An 18794-nucleotide genomic window follows, 5' to 3' on the forward strand; every position below is an offset into this window, starting at 1 on the left:
TGTTGAGGGGACAGGGGCGAAGGGGGGCGGCAGGCGCACCCCGGCCAGCTCGGCCAGTAGTTCGGCGACCAGGTCGGCATACAGTCGGCTGAAGTCGCCGCCGTTGGCCAGCAAGACGACGGCCACGCCCGCGTGCGGGACGACGCGCAGGTAGGAGTGCTGGGTGACGGCGCTGCCGTCGTGGCCGTAGCCGGGAATGCCATCCCAGTCGTGCAGGGTCCACCCCAGGCCCCAGCCGTCGGCCGACATCGACCACTTGTCTGGGCTGTCGACCTCGCGGCGCTGCATCGCGGCAACAGCGTCGGCGGACAGGACGCGGATGCCGTCGGCGGCGAGGCCGCCGTCCAGGTGCATCTTGGCGAACCGGGCGACATCGCCGGCCGAGACGATGACCCTGCCGTATGGCCCGGCCGAGCGCGGCATCAGGTCCTAGACCGGCGCCGGATCGGGGTCCTGGCCGGGTTCGCCCTGGTGGCCCATCGCCACCCGGAAGCGCAGCGCCTCCTCCGGCAGCGTTATGGAGTGCTCCAGCCCGAGCGGGGTGAAGAGCAGGTCTTTGAGCGCCTGATCCCAGGTCTTGCCGGTCAGCACCTCGATGACGCGGCCCAGCACGACGTAGCCGAGGCTGCCGTAGGAGATCGCCGTTCCGGGCGGGCAGTCCAGTGCCACCTCTCTGGCCGCCTGGACGTACTTGGCCAGGCAGTCGTCACCACGCCCACCGTCATAGTTGAAGTCGTTGGTTACCCCGCCGGTGTGCGACAGCAGTTGCCGGATCGTGATCGTCTTGGTGGCTTGCGGGTCGGGGGTGGCGAACTCCGCCAGCACGCTGACGACCGGCGCGTCCAGGTCCAGGGCGCCGGAGTCGACCAGCCGCATCACCAGCGTGGCGGTGTAGGCCTTGGCCAGCGAGCCGGCCAGGAACACCGAGTCGGTCGTCACCTCCACCCCTGTGCCCCGGTGGAGCACGCCGCTGACCAGTTCGTGAATGCTTCCACCGCTCAGCACGGCCAGGGAAGCTCCCGGCACGTGATGGGCGGCGCGCAGCTCATCGAGCCTGGCCTGCCAGCGCTCAACATCGAACGTGGTGAAGACATGAAGAGATTACCTCCGAATAATCGCGCCGCACAGTGTTCGGCGCCCCGCACACCGTACGGTCCGCGAACGATGTTGGCAAAGCCGTACACGGTGCGGAGAGTGGCCGTGAGACACGAGGAGAGCGCATGCCAGCCGACAAGCAGCCGTTCCCATCGGTGTGGACCCGTGCGCAGCGGCAACGGCGGGAGCAGCCGGCGCTGAGCCGGGAGCAGATCGTGGCCGCGGCGCTTCAGCTGCTGGACACCGAGGGCATCGACGCCCTGAGCATGCGCAAACTCGGTGCCCTCCTGAACGCCGGGGCCACCTCGATGTACACCCATGTGGCCAACAAGGACGAGCTGATCGAACTCGTCGTGGACGAGGTCTACGGCGAGGTCCAGGCACCGGGCACCGGCGACGCGGCAGGCTGGCGAGCGGCCATCACCGGCTGCGCCCACAGCATGCGCTCAACGCTCCTGCGCCACCCCTGGATCGTCTCCGTACTCGGCGAGGCGGGCCTGGCCTACCTAGGACCGAACATGCTGCGGCTAACCGAAGCCATACTCGCCGTGTTCGAAGAAGCGGGCTTCTCACTCGAAGCGGCAGACCAGGCCATGAACACCGTCGTGGCCTACGTCATCGGGATCTCGACCAGCGAGGCCGCGTGGCTGACCACGCTCGCCCGCAGCGGCCAAAACGAGCAGGAGTGGGCCGGCCGCCTGTGGCCGGCCGCCGAACAAGCCGTCCAGGCCTACCCGCGGCTGCGGAAACTATACGCCGCCCAGCGCCGCCAGAACCCGGGCGGCACCCGCGACGACGACTTCGACACCGGGCTCGACTGCGTCCTCCACGGTCTGGTCGCCCGCCTCGCCGACTGAGACCGCCGCCATGCGGAAACCGGGCGAGGACGTGCCCGCATTTCAGCCGGCGAGTTCGGCGCCCGGGGCTCCTTCTTCAGCTGCCGGAGCACCGGCGTCTCACGGTCCAGCTGGTGGCATCTATCAACACCGGCGGCGGCCCCGATCAACAAGCGCCCACAACGATGCGGATGGATCGCACATCTCGGGCTCCCGAGCGAGAGGCAGAGCCGCTAGTCACAGGATCTGCGCGCAGTCATATTCATGTATGTGATAACAGTATTATCACGTACATGGCCGATCATGGGGGCGGGCCGAGCAGGGGATCCGTCCCGCGCGGTGGTGCGCGACTCGTGCACGTTATCCGGTACATCACCACCGGAGGAAGCCTGTGACCGCCCGCGCCGGGCGGAACGTCACTGCGTTGCGCGGCCCGAAGGTCACCGTGGCGGCGGCCGCCGACGCATTCCTGTCCACACCCCGCTTCACCAACGCCAACACCCACCGCGCCTACACCGGCGCGATCGACCGCACCATCGCCCTGCTCGGCCACGAGCGGCCGCTCGCCGACCTCACCGACGCCGAGATCGGCCACGCGCTCACCGAGCTGTGGGGCGCCTGCGCGCCAGCCACCTGGAACCGCAACCGCGCCGCGATCAACTCCTGGCTCACCTGGTGCCGCACCATCAAACGCTGGGCGACGCCGTCGGTGCCGGCCGAAGCCGAACGCCGCAAGGAAATCCCGGACGAGACTCGAGCCGTGGCCAAAACGACCCTGCACCGGCTACTGTCACGCCGCGACATCCCGCTGCGGGAGAAGACCCTGTGGCGGATGCTCTACGAAACGGCCGCCAGAGCATCGGAGATTCTCGCGCTCAACGTCGAAGACCTCGACCTGGACAACCGGCGTGCCCCCGTCACCTCCAAGGGCGGCGCGATCGAGTGGGTGTACTGGGACAGCGGGACCGCCCACCTGCTGCCCCGGTTGCTGCGCCTGCCGGACGGCACCGCCCGCACCCGCGGCCCGCTGTTCCTGTCCGAGCGTCGCCCCGTCCCTGCCCGCCGTCCCGACGCTAAAGACATCTGCCCGCACACGGGCCGAGCCCGGCTCGGCTACGACCGCGCCTGCGTGCTGCTCGACAAGTACGCCGGACTCGACCTCCACCAACTCCGGCACAGCGCCGCCACCTATCTCGGCGACGCCGAGGTTCCGCTCCAGCTCATCATGGGCAAGACCCGGCACAAGAACCCACGCACCGCCATGCGCTACGTCAAACCCGGTGCCGCGGCCATCGCGGCCATCACCACCCACCTCGCCCCGCCCCGCCGTACTCACTGACCAGCTCTTCTCCGTGGAGAGAAGCGGCCACTGCCCCTTTCAGGCGTACTTGGTCTGCCTCCCCAGGAGGCCATCGACCCGCGCGGCCGCGCCGTGCCGCATGGCAGCAGCGCGTACACCGAACTACTGATCATCGACGAGGCCGACCACGGCTCAAGACCCCCGGCCTGGAACAGTTGCGCGACCACTACGACCGCAGCCAACTCGGCTTGAGGGGGGCTACCCGGCGAGCGGAGGGCCCAGTCCGGCTGCAGTGGGCTTTTCCAGTGGGCTGCCGCCATCGGGTGTGTCGGGTCGCTTGTCGGTGCTCACCTGGGGGATGTCCTTTCGTTCACGAGGATGGCGCAGTGGCGGGAGAGCGGGGGAGTGGCGGTTCGGCCAGGGCGATCAGCGGCGTTCGGAGGAGAGGACCAGCAGCGCGGCGGCCAGGGCCCGGCCGTGGGCGGGGGCGTGCTCGGGATCGCCGAGCCGGATCTGGGTGTTCTGGTGGCACAGCACGAGGGCGCCGTCCGCCTCCCGGGTGACGGACTCGATGCCGGCGTCCGACAGCACCACGCCGGTCACGCCGTCGCCGAGGTCGCTGCTCAGGTCGATCGGCTCGGGCAGCACCAGGGCGGCGGCGGCCTGGGCGGCCTCCAGTCGGGCGGCGGTGACGGCCGCCTCGAGCGCCGCGGCGGCGGCCCGGCCGCCTTCGTCGCGGAGTTGCTCCCGTAGCCGGTCGGCCTGTTCCCGTGCCGCGGTGGTCTCGGCCCGGGCATCGGTGGCGGCTTGGCGTTCCTGCTCGGCGCGCCGCTCGGCCGCCTCGGTCCGGGCCCGCTCGCGGTCCAGGTCCTGCTGCAGCCGTTCGGCGGTGCGGGTGGCGCTGGCCAGGGCGGTGCGCAGCTCGTCGAGTTCGCGGTCGCGCTCGGCCAGCGTTGCCTGGTGCTCGGTGGTGGTCTGGCGGGCCTGTTCGGCCTGCTGCTCCGCTTCCTTACGGGCAGCCTCGGCGGCCTGCTGAGCGTCCTGGGCGCGCTGTCGTGCCTGGTGGGCCTGCTCCAGCTGGCCGCGCAGGAGAGCCCGTTCCTCCTTGAGCCCGCCGACCTCGGTCAGCGCCACCAGCTCGGAGGCGCGGGCGTCGCCGGCGTCCTTTTCGGCCTGCTTCTTGTCCCGTTCGGCCTGGCGGGCCTGTTCCTCGGCTTGCTCGCGGGCCTTGCGCGCCTCGGCGGCGGCCTGCCGGGCGGCGGCGGACTGGGCGAGCGCGCGGCGGGCCCGCTCCTGGTCCTCGCGGCTGGCGGCGGCGGCCTCGTCGGCGTCGTGCTCCGCATCACGGATGCGCTCGGCGGAGAGGTCGGCGAGGCGCTGCTGCTGCCGGGTGCGCTCGGCCAGCACCTCGGCCAGGCGGGCGGTCGCCGCGGCGTGCTGCTCGAGCTGTGGGGCGATCCGTTCGTCCAGCGCGGCGGTGCGGCGGACGCTCTCGCTCATCGCGCCCTCCTGGCGGGCCCGGCGCTCCCGGTAGGCGCGGGCCCGGCAGGCGTCGGAGCAGTACGCGCGCTGCTGGCCCGCGCTGCGCACGGCCGCCGGCAGCGTGTTGCCGCAGGACGGCCCGGCGCAGCGCGTCGGCTCCTCGGCCGCCGCGTCACCGCCCGATTCGTCCCGCCCGTCCGGTTTGCTCACGCCGTCGACTGCAGGAGGGGCCGGCTGATCTTCAGGAAGATCGCCGGGGCCAACGAAAGGATCTTCATGTCCGGTTGTCACGCCAATGACTGTATCAAAACGTGATGATCGCGTACGCTAAATAAACGTTCGCAATCATCACGTTTCAAAATGAGCAGGCTTCTTACCCACGGGAATGCGGACTCCCACAGGTAAAAACGCTACGATCACGGCATGACCCGGGATGTGAGGCTGCGGAGCGATCACCCCCTCCGCAGGGGGGTGGGCCCCTCGCGCGGCGGGACCCGAAACGGACGACACGCGGTCGTTCCGCTCGACGGTGGCGGCGGCCGAGGAACATTCCGGGGGACCACGACACCCCGGACGGCGGGCAAGGCCGCCGATCCCGCGCACTGGGCGATCAGGACCTGGTCCGCGTCGTTCCGCGCGGAAGCCGGCGCACCGAACGCCACCTGCCCATCACGGTACGCCGCTGTTTCCCCGCCGACAAGCACGTTCCGTACGACGAAGTGCCCCCCATGGCGGACACCCCTGGAAGAGTCAAGTACCTCCGTCCCGGCAACGCCGGGACGGCCCACCATCGAGAAGGGCCCGACGTCATGAACGGTCGTGCGACCACTCCCGCCGCCGTGCAGTCCTATGAGCGGGCTGAGCCCGGACGTCCGTGCGGCCATCCAGAAGTTCGGGCAGATGCCCAACACCAGCCTGGTCGCCGGGAGGACCTTCGCAGACGCTCTCGCGGCCAAGCACCCCCCCGAGCTCAGCGAGACACTGGCTTCCGTCCTTGCCGATGCCCTGACCGCTGCCGCACCGATGCAGGACAAGGAGAGCTATGTGCGACTGCTGGGCGCAACGGTTTACGACCTGGCCAACCGCACGCGCGAAGCTTGACGATGGACGGGAGCAGGTACGACAGCCCGTACGCCGCACCGTACAGGCTCTTGCGAGACGGCACCCCGGCCGGACCCAGGAGAGCTGCATGGCGGCGGACAGCACAGTACATAGGCGACAACTCGTATCCAAGTTGAGGCGGCCATCATGCCAAGTGAGACCATTCGCGTCGAGCAGGATTTCCCTGGCGATGCCTACGTCATTCCCGGACGCATCCTCGCCGCGCCCATCGCACCCGACGGCTTCGTCACGATCCTGGACAACGGCTGGCATGAGGACCTCTCACGTGAGCGCAACCGGACGGCTTACGACGCGATTCAGGCCATCGAAGCGCTCGGCGTGCGCGTTATCGATGTCGGCCACAGAATCGACGGAACCTCTCGCATCAGCGTGAGCACTCCGCCGCGCCTGGGTGACATGAGGGGCGAGATTCTCGCTGTGCTGCGTCGCTTCTTCGAGCTGCGCGACTCGGTCGCCGACGCCTCGGACGCTCCGCGTTGACCGCAGTCGGCGCTCCATGTCGCCCTTCCCCTACTCTGCCGCGATGGGAGATCCCGTGCCGTACACCGAGAACCCCGGCCCTGCTCACTGGGCGCGGGTGCCGGATTCACCGAAGCAGCATCCGGACGACCCCGGAGTGCCGCCTTCGGCCTCCTTGGGGAGGCTCCGGTGACGGCGCCCGCCGATGAACTGACTGAGCTCGAGGGCGCGCCGGCGGTACCGGACCTGGAGGCAGGGCTTTTGGCCCTGGCGGCGCTGTCACTGCCGGCAGCAGCCGTCCCGGGTGATGAGGACCGCATCGCTACTGCCGCGGCGATGCGCGACCCGTACGACACCTATCTGGCCAGCCTGGACAGCGACGAGTCGCGGCGCGCCATGGGCGGCTGCCTGGACCGGATCACCCGGCTCATCCTCGGCCGCCTGCTCGACGACGCGAGCGTCACTGGGCGCGGCCAGCCGTGGTGGCTGCTGCGCTACGAGCACACCGTGCACCTGCGGGCCCAGATTCTCCGGCAGGGCTGGTCGGACGCCTACGTCAACAAGCACCTCAGCGCCCTGCGCCGCGTCCTGGAGGAAGCCTGGCTGCTCGGCGGCATCACCGCAGAGGACTACCAGCGCGCCCGTAGCGTCAAGGACGTCAAGGGCGAGCGCAGTCCCGCCGGCCGCTACATCCCCGACGAGGTGATCGGCGCGCTCCTGGCCGCCTGCCTGGCCGACGAGACCCCCGCCGGCGCGCGCGACGCCGCGCTCATCGCCGTGCTCGACAGCTGCGGTCTGCGCCGCGCCGAAGCAGCCAACCTGGCGATGGACGACTACGAGGCCTTGACCGCGGGCATGCTGCGCGTCGTCGGCAAGGGCAATAAGGAACGGCATCTGCCCCTCTCGTCGTTCGCCACCGGGCTGCTGGAACGCTGGCTGGCCCTCCGCGGCGACGGCGCCGGAGCGCTGTTCCCGCGCCTGGAACGCAATGGCGTTCCACGGATGAAGAACGGCAGGCCCCGCCACATGCAGCCCCAGGGCATCGCCGACATCCTGACCAAGAGAAGCCAGCAGGCGGGTACCCGCCGAGTGCGGCCGCACGACATGCGCCGCACCTTCATCAGCAACGTGCTGCCGGTCGTGGACGCGATCAAGGCCGCCAAACTGGCCGGACACGCACGACCGGAGACGACCATGGCCTACGACCTGCGACCCGCCGCCGAGCTGCGCGACGATATCGAGCGGCTGCGTGTCCCTGCTGTCCGTCCTCTGCATCGCCGCCCGGATGACCAGCCGCGCCCGGCGTTGCACGTCCCGGACGGGGCGGGGAGCGTGCGCTTTCAACGGACCGAAGGTGTCCTGGCCGAACGGCGCGGACCTGATGGACCCGGTGCTGCTCACGATCACTGATGCCCACGGTTGCCACGAGACGAAGGAGGCCGGAGTGTCCGGTGCCGGCGACGATAAGCCCTGCCAGGTCTGCGGCCACCCGCTTGAGGTCTGCGCAGAGCAGCGGCGGCTGACCTTTGAACGCTGCTGCCCAGCGTGCTCGACCCGGGACACGCACGCGCGTGGCGCGTTGTGCGGCATTACCTGGGGCGTGTGCCCCGATTATGGAGCGACGCTCGCGGTCAGCGGCGCGGCCACCGCATGCCAGGACTGCGGCCGCAGCTGGCCGAGCGGCCGGTCGGCCTCGCCCCCGTCATCCCAGTCCCCGGCTGCGGGGGCGGGGTTTGGGGCTCTAAGCTACGAGGAGAGTCCCTCGCGGATCAGCACTCCGCCTCCACGTCTCCAGCTCCTTGATGAGCGCGGGCCAGCTCGTCCCGGGCGTTCAGCGTGGCTTCATCGTCGGCACCCAGCGCCCGGACCATGGCGGCGACGGTCTGCTCCAGGAGAGGGATGGCCCGCCCGCAGTTCCCTGCCTCATAAGAGGCACGGCCCAGCTCCATCTGGGTGACCAGGGTGTCTCGATGGTCAGGCCCCTGTACCCGCACCAACCCTGCATGAGCCTCCTCGTGCAGGAGGATCGCCCGCTCGGTGTCACCGGCATCCGCGCAGGCGCGAGCGAGCTCGTTCAGGCTCACCAGCGTGTTCCGGTCGTCAGGCCCCAGGACCCGTTCGTACGCTGTGGCGGCCCGCTCGAACAGGGGGATGGCCCGTTCGAGATCATCAAACTGATGGTAGGCCCGTGCCAGCGCGCTCAACGCGGCCACGCTGTCCGGTGCTTCAGGTCCAAGGACTCGTTCGAAGTCGGCGGCTGCCTGCTCGAACAGGGGTATGGCCCGCTCCCGTTCCCACGCCTGTGCAAGAGCGTCGGCGAACTCGCTCCGGCTGACGAGGGTGCGGTAGTCGTCCGAGCCCAGGACTTGCTCCGAATCAGCGGCGATCTGCTCGTACACCGGCAGGGCTCGCTTCAGGTCGCCGGTCATGTCCAGGAGACGTGCCGCTCTCTCCTGCAGGGAAAGGATCAACAGGAGAGTGCCCTGCGAGGCTCCCGAATCGGCGCTGAAGGCATTCCCGCGTAATGCGGCGACCTGATCGACGAACGCCTCCCTCTCGGCCGGCTCGACCACCGCCCCGTCCCCAGGCGGCGCGCACTCACGGACCAGTAACGCGGCGGAGATTACTATCTGATCGAACCGGCGCTCCTTCCTCGCCGCGTCGCACACCACCCGCTGCAGCAGCCGGTGCATGCCCACGCTCGAACCATCCATGCTCATCGTGACGATCGAGGCATCGGCAAGTACACCGAGTGCCGTGTCGATCTCCAGCGGCGCGTCCCCCTTGAACCAGACAAGCGCCATGTATGCGTTGGCTCCGCGTAGCCACGAACGGCGCACCCCCGCTGGGGACAGCACCGCCAGCAGGTCCAGCAGCCCGCGCTCGGTTTTGGTCTTCCGTTTTCGGCCGAGCCGTGTCAGTGACAACAGAGCTGCCTGGGCCGCTCCATGTGAGTACCCCTCCGCCGGGATCGGCGGCAGCATTTTCTCCAACGGCACCGACCGAAGCCGCTGCAGGTAGGTGGCGTAGTCGAGATGCTGGCTGCGGATCACTCCGGCCGCCTGCGCCAGCGCCAGCGGCAGCCCGTCGAGCTCGTCGGCCAGCTCCAGCGCCCCCTCCTCATCGTCACGGCCAGACCGCTCACGTAGGAAGGTCACGGCCTCTTCTCGCGTGAACCCACTCACAGGCACGACCGTGCCCATCGCGCCCGCCTGGCGCAGATTGCTGGTGATCACAATCTGCGCGGCCCCCACCGAGGGGAGCCACTCGGCGGCTAGCCGAGCGTCTGTGAGGTTGTCCAGCACCAGCAGGCACCGCTCCCGCCGCCCGCCCAGCCACTCCTTCAGCCGCCGCGCGGCCTGCTCGGAATCCTCTCCCTGGACCGTGATCCCGACCGCGACGGCGACCGCCTGCATCTCTGCGAGGAACAGATCGCGGCTCTCAGCGTGCACCCAGGCCACCAGCGGCCAACCGTGCTGCACCCGTACTCGCGCGTATGCCGCCGCGATCTGGGTCTTGCCCACTCCAGGTGCTCCGACCAGCACACCAACCGCCACCGGCTGATCAGAGTCACCCGCCGCTTCCAGCAAGGCCATCAGCTCGGACCTTCGCTGCAGGGCCACCGGCGCGCGCGGGATGTCCCCCGCTATCACCTGGCCGCCCGGATCCCGCCTCGGCTGCTGTACGACCTCGGAACGTGCGGATGCCCTGAGGGTGAGCCACGGGCCGACCGCCAGGCACACCATCGCGCCCGCGTACCACGCCGCCTGAACCCATCCCGGGCCGTCGACCTGGTTCGTGGCCACCCCGCCACCAACAGTCACGGCGACGCCCGCGAGCGTAAGCCCCCACTGCCGAGCCCTCATGCGTCCATCTTCCCGCTCGGGGAACACCCTGCAACCTGCTCCGTTACCGTGGGTCCCCTTTATGCGCATGGCTCCCTCTCCGCCCAACGCCTCGGCGTTCGCTAACCCCTGGCACCCTCCAGGCGGGTGACCGGCACCACCTCGACGAGATCGTCGAGTCCCGCGAAATCCTTTGGGTTCGCAGTGAACAGCGGCAGTTGCTTACTTGCCGCTGTCGCGGCGATCCTCAGGTCGGCGGCAGTGGTCGAGGGACCAGGTCAGGCGGGTTGTTCTGCCGGAGCAGGGCTCCCAGCCCGGCCGGGTGCGCCTCATCCCAGGCCATCAGCCACCGCCTGAAGCGCGGGGTCGCGAACTCGACCTCGGCCCACACGAGCGGCGGGACGCGCTTGCGCCACTTCGGCGCCACCATGACACGAACCTGCTCCAGAGCCGCCTCAAGGTCGCGAAGCACGCTCTCCACCGGGCGAAGAGCTTCGGGGTAGAGCCCGTGCAGCACGCAAATCAGGTCCGCAAGCTCCTGCGGGCCACGCGCTCGCCGCAGCCAGGTCACCAGGGCTCCGCTGGTCATCTGGCCCGCTTCCAGCCTCGCGCGCACCCGCGCCGGTGACGACCTCCGGACGGCTTCGCGTAGCCTCGCAGCGGCATCGGCCAAGAGGTCTCGGCGCAGGAGGGGGCGGAAGAGATCGGCGAATGCCGGCACGTGGGGAAGGCCCCAGTGCCAGGCGCGCACCTCACGACCGCGAAGCACGAAGTACGTCATCGCGCACGGCCACGTAGCCACGAGCGCGAGCGCCACGCCCCCGAGCATCCGCACCGGAACGAAGCTGAAGATCATGGCAACCGCGAACAACGCCCCGAAGAAGGCCACCGGCCCATACGAGAACACCGCGACCATCGCGATCAGTATGACACCGGTCCCGCTGATCGTGGCTTCGCTGGGGCGCCTCCACACGGAGATCGTCACCACCAGCACCGGGAGAAACATCACGCACCCGATGAGCGGCAACATCAGCCACCGGCTGCCAGATTGATCATAGATCAGTATCTCTCTCAAGAACTCGGTCACGACGATCAGCAGGCCGGACAGCGCAATGCGAAGGACGATCAGCATGCGCCCGGCCGCGCCGACGAGCCCGTCCCTCGAGCGCGGCGTGGTCCCCTTGAACCGCCACAGCAGCCTCGGCGACCACGCTGCCATGAGAACCAGCAGACGATCTTTCATCCCGAGCTGCCGGAACACCTCCGGCAGCTCGATCACGTGCTCGGCCGACACGACCGCCCGGGCCGCCGCCTCCTCGCTGCGCGGACTCGTCTGAGTCCGCAGCATCTGGTGGACCACCCGCCCGGCGACCGGCGCCGGGACGAAGGCCAGTAGTCCCAGCGCGGCGATCCGGGCCTCGGGCGAGCCGGTGAGCAGCTCATGGACGACGATCCCGCCCGCGCGCCGTTTCCAATCCGCCAGCCGGTCGGGAGCCCCGTCGGCGACCATCGTGAGCAGCCGTCGCGCCTGCGTGAGCCGGACCGTCGCCTCATCGGAAGTCTGCCTCATGGCCGCCGCGATGGCGCCGATGACGCGCTCCCGCATCTCCTGCGTGCTTTGCCGTAGGCAGACCACCAGTGCGCCATGCCATGCCGGGTCCCGGACGAGCCGTTCGGGCTCCCATAGCGCACCAGCCCTCACCAGCCAGCAGCCCGCCCAATGATCGCGCAGCACGGGGTGGGCGAACTCCACTCTTCCGGAAAGACGACGGCGGACGACACCCGCGCCCACCAGAGCCGCGAGCTGCACGCTATCTCGGCCAGGTTGCTCACCCGCCAGCAGGATGACGGCCAGGTCCTCGGCATAGCGGCGCAGCCCTGCGAGGTCCGGCTGGGCACCCAGTTTCGCCAATATCACCCGCTCGACCAGAGCGTGGCCGTCGGGGATCCTCTCACCCACCGCCGGCAGTTCCTCGCACAGGAGGCGAAGAAGCATGGGGTTGTCCGTCATCGACCTGAGCCTCGGGTCCTTTCTCAGCTCCCGCAACAAGCCCTCGGGACGGCGAATGCCGGCCAGCTCCATGATGTGCACCTGCTGGACCTCGAACAACGGGAGCATCTGGAACTGGGTACACCTCCCCAGGTCCGCCTGCACGACCTCATCGCCGTCACGCGTCGCCACAATGACAAGCGAGACCGAACTCGCGGTCTGGACAAGGTCTTTGATGATCCGCAGACAGCTCTCGGCCACCGAGATGTCTGCGCGTGATCGAGGAAGGTCGTAGAGCTCGTCGAAGGAATCGACCAAAAGCAGCCATGACCCGGGATCATGCGCCGCATGCAGCAGCTCTCGTGCGTAGCCCCGCACGGTGTCGTTCTCCGTGGGAAACTGCTCGTAGATCATCTCGGTGAGTAGCCCGGTGGTGATGCCCTTGTCCAGAGGAAGATGGCGCAAATCCATGTAGAATGGCATGAGGGCGAGTTCGCCCCGCCGCCGCACCTTCCCCAAGGCCTCCCCCTCGATTTGCCGCAGCATGGCGGACTTGCCCGATCCCGCGGCTCCACGGATGAGGTGAACCCGAGCCGTCTCACCCGGCTGCCGCCTGCCCCGGCGCCCCCCTTCGTCGCGGAGCCTCTCGTAGCTGAGCAGCACCGAACCCTTGTCCACCGGCAAGTGCGACAGCCTCGACTTCGCCATGGTGTGAAGCTTGCGGAGATTGCCGGGAGTCGCCTTCAACGCCAAGACCAGGCCGGTGACGAGCCAGAGCAACCCGGTCAAGCCCACGCCTTTCGCCGCGAAGGCTTGTCCCTCCCACTCCATCGCCCACCCCTGCCCGAACCACCAGCAGGCTCCCACCGCCAAGGTGAGCAGCCCCAAAATGATGGAGCTCCGGCCGAAGGTGCGCAGAAACGCCTGCCGCCGGTCCTCCGGAAGGGCCATCAGACTCACGCCCACCGACTGAAACGCGATCAACACACCCACCACGGCCACGGCGGCATTCAGGATTTCCACGATCGGCCTCCTCAGGGGCTGCCAGCGTTCGCACGGGCCTTGACGCCGACATCGTTCACTCCCGGCCCCCGCTGCACCAGTCCCGGCGCGGTGAGTCTCCAGCACCGCCATAGCCGGGGCGGCAGTGCCGGGATACCTGACCGAGATCACGGCGCCGAAGGTGCGGGCGGCCCTGATGCGCGGGGGGTGATCGGGGTCGGAACGTGACGTCGCAGCCGCGGTTGAGGCATGCGACCGGCGGTGAGCGTCAGGCCCGGCTGCCCCCGGGGGTGCGGTGATGCCGGGGCGCGGGTAGCCGCGGCCAGGATGGTGCAGGCAGTGGTCCGGACGTCGCTCGGCAGGGGGTGGGGCGGCGTGTTGGGCCACGGTGCTCCAGGCAGAGCAAGTTCGCCACCTGGAGCGCAAAGGCGGGGTCGCGCCCGGCGAAGGTGACGGCGTCAGATTCGAACAAGAGTCCACGAAGTGTTTGGACCGTTATCTGGGGGCGCACGCTGGCGCCCGGGCGCGGCCGCTGGCCGCCGCGGTGCTCACCCTGCGCGCCAGCCCCACCTGACTCGGGTGCCCGAGCCCTCCGCCGACATCCCCCGAGGGAAGGACACGCAGCGTGACACCGCCGACGACCCGCACCTCCAGCCGACGCCGACGGCCTCGCCCGGCTGCGCGAGCGCGCCCGGGCCTGGCAGCAGCGGCCGGCACGCGCTGCTCGGCCCGGCGGGCCCGGCGTATCGGCGCCTTGCCGAGGCGGGCCTGGAGGTGACGCCGCCGTCCTCCCCCTACGGCGACCAGCCGGCCGTCCAGCACGCGTTTCTTCAGTCGTTGAAGACGATCGACAACGTGACCGTGCTGCCGCTGTCGGCCGACAACGCAAGGCAGGCTTTGCAGGATCAGATCCTGCAGCGTCCCCCCGGACGACGCAAGGACGGCGTGAAGACGGGAGCGGCGGACTCGGCGTGGCTTCGCGACCTGAGCGACCATGCTGGCGGGGACCTCAGCAGGGTCTTGCTGGTCAGCGCGGACGCCGACGTCAGACGAGCCTGTCAACAGTGGCAGATACCGGCGCCGCTGCTGCGAGGCTGGGGCCAGCTGCTGGAAACCCTGTTCACCTTCACCCTGGATGATTCCGACGCCACCGTGACCCGCCTGATCGTCGGCTACCTGGAAGATCGACTCAACCAGGACCCGTCGGGCCCCTGCGGATTCACGGTGACCGCCGACCCCCGTCACCTCGCCGACCTGGCGGAACAAACCCTCGGAAGCGGGTGGCATAAACAGGTCATCTCCGCCGAACTGACCCACCTGGAGCAGCTGGTCGGCCTCATTAATGTCGCAGTGCAGACCCCCGACCCCGCGGCCGCCGACCCGACACCTGGTCGTCCCGTTATACACACCGCACTGGCGCGGGTGTGCTTGCTCGGCACCGCTGAGTTCCTCTACCGGGAGAACGAGGAAACCCGCACCTGGCAAGAACACGACGTCCTGGTCTGCGCGGATCTGGCCTTCGAAATCCAAGATGGGGGCGTGGTGATTGGCGCCGACAGTCGCCGGGAGGCGGCGGTCATGCGGCCCTTCTGGTTCGACGACTCATCGCAGGCGTTGCAGGAGGTATGTGAGGCGCTGAGTACCATCCCGCTGTTGGGCTTCCCCGACTGCTGGCCCGACAGCCAGGACTACGTTGAGCTCACCGGGCCTGGAGGAACACCGGTCTACGCCGAGCTCGAGCGACGCGATCCTTGGAGCGCCTGGAGACTCACCCTCGCCGTGGGTGACCCAGCCGAGTGGGCGGAACTGATCTGTGAGCACGTTGAGGAGGCCACCTGGGTCGCCCCCGACCCTGACCCTGCAGAAGCCGACGTTTTCCCCGACCCACCGTTCGAGCTGCGCGTGTCCAGCGGCCCGCTGCCGCACCGAAATCCCGCCTGGGGCCTGGCCGCCTGGGTGATGAGTCGGCTGCGGATGTAACCTCGCCTGGCTGCCGAGTGACGGCGAGTTAAGGCGCTGCGCCAGGTCGTCTGGTGTGCCGTCGAGCCAGCGGTCGGGGAAGCGGCTGACGCGAAGTTTCACGCGCTTTTGAAGCACTGCTCCTGGAGATCCCCGGCCGCGGAACAAGCCGAGGTCGCGGACGTACTTGATCTGAACACCCGCGATCAAACGGCAGATCGTCGCCCAGTCTGGAAGCCCTGGCCGACCAGGATACGAGTAAAACGCTGACCGGCTTGTCCAGACGCTTGCCCGCCACGTTCAGGACGGGATACGGGTCATATGTTGCAAAATGGCCCGCTGAAACCATTAGCGGAGTTCCTGTGAGATGACCGCTAAACGCGCATATCGCCGCCGCCTTGGGCGACGAGTTTCCGGGCGGGACACCATCCGGTGGCGCGCGCCTCGCCGCCGATCTTCAAGCTGGAAGACTCAGGTATGGAGTAGGTTCAGATCGAGGGGTGACCCGCTCATGCAGTAGGGGGACGAGCCGCATGCCTTCCAATCAGCAGTACGGTTTTAGTATTCGGCGTGAGACGTCGTGCTTCGCCAATTGGCCGCCCAACGCATTGCGCGAGATCGGTGACTATGGGCCCGTCAACGGTGCCCTATTCGAATTTTTCGGACGCCTCGACCGTGAGGAGATCGAGGCGCTGGGAAGGCGTGAAGGCCCGTCATCGGCCGACTATGACATCATGATCAAGTCGTCGCGGTCGCTCTACAGCCATCTGTCGGCCGAGGCCAGGGCGAATGTCAGCCATGGCAAGGCGTTGCTTGAGATCACGTTCACGTCGGAGGAAGGCATCGTGTTCGCCGCGCCGTCGATCAAGATCACCGAGATCGCCAGCATGGCGACGCTCGGGCGCATCCTCAACGAGCGGCGCCTCAAAGGCAATTGGCTCATGGATCACGCCGTCGTCGTGCAGGTGAGCGCGGCGGAAAGTGCGACCATCCTGCTCTCCAACCAGGCCGGCGCCGGAATGGAATTCGAGGTCGCCGCCGACGCTCCAGTCAACACGCAGCTCGTCGCCAAGCTCGACGCCGGAGTGTCGCTCGTTTCTTCGCGTGGCGTCGGCATCAAGATCATCGGCGAGGGCCCGCTTACGCCGCTGTTCAAGCTGGCTTACCTCCAGCGCCGCATCGTCGGCGACTCCAGGATCGCGTACCGGCAGGCGCTGAACCTTGGGACGGACGACGAGCTCGACGTCCACGACGTCGACGACGCGTATGTACTGGTCGTCAGCTGAGGGCGGGCGCCGTCAGGCAAGCGCGGCGTGCAGGCGCCGCGCCAGTGCCTCGTCGACTTCGAACAGCTTGAGTTTTCCGGGTGCGGGAACGGGCTGGCGAAGTCGCTCGGCCGATGACAGGTGCCAGGCGAACCAGCCCGGCTGGTAGTGGCCGGAGTCGAGATGCTGACCGCGCCACTGTTCCCACCGCTGGGCATCGACGGGCGAGATGTCCACCAAGGTGATTCGCCCGACGAAAGCGCCGCGGGGTGGGTCCGACACGCCGAAGCTGCGATCCAGACCAAGGTCGGCCGCCTTACCCGTGTGTAGCCAGAAGAGGCCGCGATAATCCGTGTCCCATGTGCGCAGCTCGATCGTCTTGCGGCCCTGGAGGATGAGCTCGGCCCAGGGTTGCCGGATGCTCAGCGCCCGCTCGATATGGCTCATCTGCCTCGATCCACCGTCGGCTCGTCGACGACGGGCTGGGATGGCGTGATGCCGAACGTATCGCAGAACTCGCCCGCGAAACGCCGCAACAAGCCCGCCACCAGGGTCTCGCTTGGGCCTTCGACCTCGTCGATCAGCGCCCGCGCCTCGGGGGCGAGATCGTCGATCAGCGCTGCATCGCTCCGCGCGGTGAGCGCGATGTCGACCAGCTCAAGATAGGCGCGGAACGTCGTGCCGACCACTGGATGATCGCGGTATCGCGGCTCCCGTAGATCGAAGGCGTACCCCGGCCAGTCGGGCCAGGCGCCGGCGGCGGCTTCGGCAGGGCGAGCCGTGCGGCGCACGATGCACGGGGTGCAGACGCCGCACGGCTGACCATTCTCCTTCTTGAGGCCGCCGACCTTTGGCTGGAACAGGTACCAGCAGGTCTGGGTTTCGCGGAGCAGGTGTTCGGCCGGTCCCGCGCCGAGCGTGGCGGCCAGTGCCTCGCCCACCTCGCATTTGGTTTTGGGCAGAAACGGATTGTCGATCGTGAAGCTACCTTCGAAGACCGCATCGAGCAGCCTGGCCATGCGGCGATGGGTCTCCGGATGGGCGTGGCGCGTCGGGATGAAGTTGCCCGACTGCGGCACCGCGGTCGCCAGCACGCCATTCTCATACTGGACGATATGCCGCGCGCCGTAGCTCTCCGCGACGGCGGCGCCGAGGCTGAGGAACATGAAGGAGCGAATGAGGTTCATCCCCTCCCGGCCGCGCTGGCCGGTCAGTCGCCACTGGGTCGGCGGGTGGTACCCGAGCGCCGACGCCAGCTTGCTCTGAAGGCTGGCCTGACCGTGGTAGAAGGAGACGAGTTGGATCGAGGTGTGCGGCCGCTTGTCCGATCCGGCGCCGCAGAGGCTGTCCATGCCCCCGGAGAAGAGCGTGATCTGGTCGACGGGCCGCTCGTCCACCTCGGGGCGGACGAAATCGACGGCGTCCGGCCGCGTGGAAAAGTCGAACGTCCACCGCGCTCGGTTGAGGAACCCGAGGCAGGATGCGAGCAGCGGCCCGCCGTCCTTGGTCCAAAAGGCGAGATCGCGGACGGGGGCGACCAGTTCCCACTTCACAGCGGGATCGGTCGCACGCCGTCTGATCTGCGACTCCACCCGGTAGATGGCGCCCGCGAGGTCGACGAGATCGCGGCCCCTGGCGGACAGATCGCGCGAACCGAGCGGACCGTGAAGACCCCAGATCGGTGTCGCGCCGAAGTCGAATTCGGCCGTGCGCAGCGGCAGCTGGTTGCGCACGCCATGGACGGTGCAGGTCAGCCGGCTCATGGCGTGACCTTCGCGCGGAGCTGTTTCACGGTCCAGTCCGGCTCGCCGCCCAGCACCCGGATCATGTGCGGATAACTCACCTGGGGGATGTCCTTCCATGGCTGGTGACGGAACTTGCCGGCGAACGCGTGCACTAGTGTGTCGGCCTGTGCCATCGCGAAGTCGTTCAGATGGACGCGGGCAGCCCGGTTCAGATTCTTTGCCTCCAGCCGGAGGGTCTCGGAAAGATACGAGCCGAGGAACAGGTTGGCGGTCCGACTGAAGACGGCCCTGCTGGCGGCGGCGATGATCTCCGCGGCGTTCCCGCGGTTGCGGATGGCGGGATCGTCGCCGACCGCCCGCTTCAGGAAATCGAGGATCGCCGCCTGCAACGGCGCCTGTAGGCGGGGATTGACGGCATCGCTGCCGCCGTCGCTCGCGAGCGCCGCGGCGAGGCGAGCGAGGCAGCCTGGGCCGCCGTCGACACCGAATTCGCGCTGGACCGCGTTCCAGCTTCCGTCCTGCAGGAGCGCCACGCCCAGGTGGAAGAGCGCCCCATATGCCTTGGCGACACCGGGGTCGCTGAGCAGCGACGACAGATAGTCGCGGGACAGCTTGGCATAGACCTTCGCGATCGCGTCGAACGCTGCGACTGCGCCTGGATCGGCCGAAGTCAGCGCGTCGCCCCGCAGCGTGA

Annotated in this window: 13 protein-coding genes and 1 pseudogene; 7 read left to right on the forward strand and 7 right to left on the reverse strand. The window is 68.7% G+C overall.

Annotation, left to right across the window (positions count from 1 at the left end; genetic code table 11):
* Positions 1–1050 (reverse strand): annotated as a pseudogene (locus EJK15_RS56755) (serine hydrolase domain-containing protein); the annotation flags it as partial.
* A gap of 170 nt (positions 1051–1220) precedes the next feature.
* On the opposite strand from EJK15_RS56755, the gene EJK15_RS56760 reads away from it, so the two are divergent.
* Together EJK15_RS56760 and EJK15_RS56765 are read left to right on the forward strand one after the other, a co-directional pair.
* Entirely contained in the window at positions 1221–1952 is a 732-nt protein-coding gene (locus tag EJK15_RS56760; protein WP_138718756.1) for a TetR/AcrR family transcriptional regulator, read from the forward strand.
* 370 nt (positions 1953–2322) lie between these two features.
* Positions 2323–3270, forward strand: a complete 948-nt coding sequence (locus EJK15_RS56765) for a tyrosine-type recombinase/integrase (protein WP_240777854.1) — start codon at positions 2323–2325, stop codon at positions 3268–3270.
* Between the two features lie 387 nt (positions 3271–3657).
* On the opposite strand, the gene EJK15_RS56770 is transcribed toward EJK15_RS56765, so the two are convergent.
* Complete coding sequence (locus tag EJK15_RS56770) at positions 3658–4923, reverse strand: coiled-coil domain-containing protein (protein WP_138718757.1); 1266 nt, start codon at positions 4921–4923, stop codon at positions 3658–3660.
* 639 nt (positions 4924–5562) lie between these two features.
* Between EJK15_RS56770 and EJK15_RS56775 the strand changes: the two genes are divergently transcribed.
* The 3 genes from EJK15_RS56775 (at position 5563) to EJK15_RS56785 (ending at position 7704) form a co-directional block, all read left to right on the forward strand.
* Positions 5563–5814, forward strand: coding sequence for a hypothetical protein (locus EJK15_RS56775; RefSeq protein ID WP_138718758.1), 252 nt, complete (start codon positions 5563–5565; stop codon positions 5812–5814).
* A gap of 147 nt (positions 5815–5961) precedes the next feature.
* Positions 5962–6315, forward strand: coding sequence for a hypothetical protein (locus tag EJK15_RS56780; protein ID WP_138718759.1), 354 nt, complete (start codon positions 5962–5964; stop codon positions 6313–6315).
* 168 nt (positions 6316–6483) lie between these two features.
* On the forward strand, positions 6484–7704 hold the full coding sequence (locus tag EJK15_RS56785; protein ID WP_240777855.1) for a tyrosine-type recombinase/integrase: 1221 nt from the start codon (positions 6484–6486) through the stop codon (positions 7702–7704).
* 359 nt (positions 7705–8063) lie between these two features.
* Here EJK15_RS56785 and EJK15_RS56790 read toward each other — a convergent pair whose 3' ends face one another.
* Complete coding sequence (locus tag EJK15_RS56790; RefSeq protein ID WP_171075148.1) at positions 8064–10160, reverse strand: tetratricopeptide repeat protein; 2097 nt, start codon at positions 10158–10160, stop codon at positions 8064–8066.
* A 226-nt stretch (positions 10161–10386) separates the two neighbouring features.
* Positions 10387–13152 (reverse strand): NACHT domain-containing protein, encoded by a 2766-nt coding sequence (locus tag EJK15_RS56800; RefSeq protein ID WP_171075149.1) that lies wholly within the window; start codon positions 13150–13152, stop codon positions 10387–10389.
* 558 nt (positions 13153–13710) lie between these two features.
* On the opposite strand from EJK15_RS56800, the gene EJK15_RS56805 reads away from it, so the two are divergent.
* Both EJK15_RS56805 and EJK15_RS56810 read left to right on the forward strand, forming a co-directional pair.
* Positions 13711–15111 carry a hypothetical protein gene (locus EJK15_RS56805; protein ID WP_138718762.1) on the forward strand — a complete coding sequence of 467 codons (1401 nt, stop codon included), beginning with the start codon at positions 13711–13713 and terminating at the stop codon, positions 15109–15111.
* 512 nt (positions 15112–15623) lie between these two features.
* Positions 15624–16376: a hypothetical protein gene (locus tag EJK15_RS56810; protein WP_138718763.1), complete on the forward strand. Its 753-nt coding sequence runs from the start codon at positions 15624–15626 to the stop codon at positions 16374–16376.
* A gap of 12 nt (positions 16377–16388) precedes the next feature.
* On the opposite strand, the gene EJK15_RS56815 is transcribed toward EJK15_RS56810, so the two are convergent.
* The 3 genes from EJK15_RS56815 to EJK15_RS71845 form a co-directional block, all read right to left on the reverse strand.
* Entirely contained in the window at positions 16389–16802 is a 414-nt protein-coding gene (locus tag EJK15_RS56815) for an ASCH domain-containing protein (RefSeq protein ID WP_138718764.1), read from the reverse strand.
* Entirely contained in the window at positions 16799–18118 is a 1320-nt protein-coding gene (locus EJK15_RS56820) for an adenine nucleotide alpha hydrolase family protein (RefSeq protein WP_171075150.1), read from the reverse strand. Before EJK15_RS56820 ends, EJK15_RS56815 begins: the two co-directional genes overlap by 4 nt.
* On the reverse strand, positions 18115–18794 hold a 680-nt coding region (locus EJK15_RS71845), incomplete at its 5' end, for a hypothetical protein (protein ID WP_171075151.1). The genes EJK15_RS56820 and EJK15_RS71845, both read right to left, overlap by 4 nt.

The sequence above is a fragment of the Nonomuraea basaltis genome (genome assembly GCF_005893125.1).
Lineage (GTDB): Bacteria > Actinomycetota > Actinomycetes > Streptosporangiales > Streptosporangiaceae > Nonomuraea > Nonomuraea basaltis.

Coding starts and splice junctions, on each gene's coding strand:
- EJK15_RS56815 (WP_138718764.1), bottom strand. CDS start 16,802: ATGAGCCATATCGAGCGGGCGCTGAGCATCCGGCAACCCTGGGCCGAG.
- EJK15_RS56775 (WP_138718758.1), top strand. CDS start 5,563: ATGAGCGGGCTGAGCCCGGACGTCCGTGCGGCCATCCAGAAGTTCGGG.
- EJK15_RS56820 (WP_171075150.1), bottom strand. CDS start 18,118: ATGAGCCGGCTGACCTGCACCGTCCATGGCGTGCGCAACCAGCTGCCG.
- EJK15_RS56810 (WP_138718763.1), top strand. CDS start 15,624: ATGCCTTCCAATCAGCAGTACGGTTTTAGTATTCGGCGTGAGACGTCG.
- EJK15_RS56790 (WP_171075148.1), bottom strand. CDS start 10,160: ATGAGGGCTCGGCAGTGGGGGCTTACGCTCGCGGGCGTCGCCGTGACT.
- EJK15_RS56760 (WP_138718756.1), top strand. CDS start 1,221: ATGCCAGCCGACAAGCAGCCGTTCCCATCGGTGTGGACCCGTGCGCAG.
- EJK15_RS56780 (WP_138718759.1), top strand. CDS start 5,962: ATGCCAAGTGAGACCATTCGCGTCGAGCAGGATTTCCCTGGCGATGCC.